Annotated in this window: 2 protein-coding genes; both read right to left on the bottom strand. The window is 59.0% G+C overall.

The genetic code is table 11. From position 1 onward, the window contains the following. Positions 1–1,155 (bottom strand): NAD(P)-binding domain-containing protein (locus WCB02_RS11775; protein ID WP_423958354.1); only part of this gene is annotated, 1,155 nt, incomplete at its 3' end. A 162-nt stretch (positions 1,156–1,317) separates the two neighbouring features. Beyond that, positions 1,318–2,184: LLM class flavin-dependent oxidoreductase (locus tag WCB02_RS11770; RefSeq protein WP_423958353.1), on the bottom strand; the 867-nt coding region annotated here is incomplete at its 5' end.

Raw genomic sequence — 2,184 nt, 5'->3', positions numbered from 1 at the left:
AGGATGTGTTGCCAGCAACTCGCTTTCCTCACCAGAAGGAGGCGTGAACCGGTCACGCCAGAGCGCAATGTGTTGAACGATGGGGGCAAGCTCCGGGCGTGTCGAAAGGTCGGTCTCGACGCCGGTGCCAAGGATGATGAAGTCGAATGCAAACATGCCCGATTCGGTTTCGACCTTGGCGACGCCCGACTCCTCGCGAACGGTTTTCCAGGCGCAATTGGCGTGCCAGGAAAAATTCTCAAAGCTGCGACAGCGCCAAAACGTATCCTGGGTTGGCGGCACCGGGAGCCCTTCCAGGATGTGACGCATGAATCGCCAGCGTTCGAGATCGGATAGCTCTCCAAAGTGACCGAGCAGCCCCGCGAAGTTCATCCAGATGAGGGGATTGACCCGAGGGATTTCCGCTCGGCGAAAACACAGGTCGACCCGGCTTGCGCCGGCTTCCAGCGCAACGGCGGCGTTGTCGAATGCGGAGGCGCCGGCACCGAGCACGCCGACACGCTTTCCGGCGAGCTGGCGGAAGTCGATAGCGTCGGCTGTGCGGGCATAGCGTTCAGCAGGCAGGTTTGCGACCAGGGATGGAGGCGCCCGCCAGTGGCCACTCCCATCAAACCCGGTCGCAAGGACGATCTTTCGCGCGTGGACGCGCTCGATCCCGCTGGAATGACGAAGATGCGCCAGCAGAAGATCGCCGGCAGGCTCGATCGACGTCAGCTCGACCTCATTTTCGACGGCGAGACCCAGCACGTCGCGGTACCAGTCGAGATATGATCGCCATGTCTCCTGCGGCATTCGGTCGATGCGCGTCCATGCCGGGCGACCGAACTTGGCTTCATACCAGGCGCGGGCCGTCAGGCTCGGGATGCCGAAATCGATGCCGGTCACTTCCTTCGGGGTCCGGATCTCCCTCATGCGGGCAAATCGCCGCCAGGGCCCCTCGAACCCGCGGCGACCGCGGTCGATCACCCTGATATTGGTGATTCGCTCGAGCCTCAGGCCGAACGCGGTCCCAAGCCCGCTTTGACCACCGCCAACGATCAGCACATCCAGAACCGGCTTGCCGTCCCGGGTTCGCGGCACAGTCCACTCTCGGGGCGGATAGCTCAAATACGTCAGATCAAGACGCACCCGTTCCGAGAGCTGGGTAACGTTCATTGTCGATGCCCCATCGCGAGGCCGCAGATGGCGGCCAAACTCAATCGCCTGACCCATTATCAGTTGTATCAACCAGATTCAAAATCCGTCAGGACCGCGGTATCACCCAATCACGGACGCCGACGCTTCCTATAAAAGTTGCTCATGCAATCCTGAAGTGCATCAGAACAAGCCGCTGGATGCAAGGGCCTTGCAGACGTGATCGAGCTCCTGCTCGTCTGCGACGACATCAAGAATAATCGTGTTGACGCCCAGCTCCGTGAACTGACGCAGCTTTGCACCAATCTCGGCATAACTGCCGACGAGATACGGGCAATCCGCCTCAAACGTCGAAAAGGGGAGCAACCAATAACCACTCTTACAAAGTTTACCGTCGTGCCCCGCCTCGTTGAGCTGGCGCTTCCAGACAGAATCGGTGTTCTCCATCGAATATTGCAGCAGCTCGCGCTTTTCTGCGCAGTCTTGAAAACGCATTTCAGCTGCGTGTCTTGCTTGATCACGCTCCGCTCTGGCAAAAATTCCGAAGTTCAAACCGGACGCGTCAATTCCCCGCTCCAGGTCTGGCGGAAGCATTTGCATCGCCAGACACCCCATCTCGGCCGCGGTTTGGCGCGCATCATCGGACTGGCCTGCGATCAGAAACTCGGGCATCAAGGTCGGGGGCAGGCCAGGACGCAGTTGCAAATTGTTGGTGGTATAAAATTCACCGTGAAAAGTGACTGGTCTGGTGCTGGTCAACAATTGACGCACGATGAAGATGAACTCGCGGAGCCGCGAATATCGCTCTTGATGAGAGTGCTGCTCGCCCAGGCCCAGTCGATCGCTGGTCGCCGTGCCTGTGATCATATTCAGGTAGACTTTTCGGCCGTGGAGCAGCACGAATGATGACACGAACTTGGCCACCGTGAATGGATGCATATAACCCGGATTTACCGCAATCAGCGGCGATATCCGAGTCGTATGCGCCAAAAGATGCTGAGCCATGGACCATGGCTCGACGGGCGTATCATTCCCGGCAAACAGCAACGG

This window comes from Bradyrhizobium sp., assembly GCF_049581145.1.
Lineage (GTDB): Bacteria > Pseudomonadota > Alphaproteobacteria > Rhizobiales > Xanthobacteraceae > Bradyrhizobium.
Note: the sequence above shows the minus strand (reverse complement) of the source record. Positions and strands in the feature narration are given on the sequence as shown.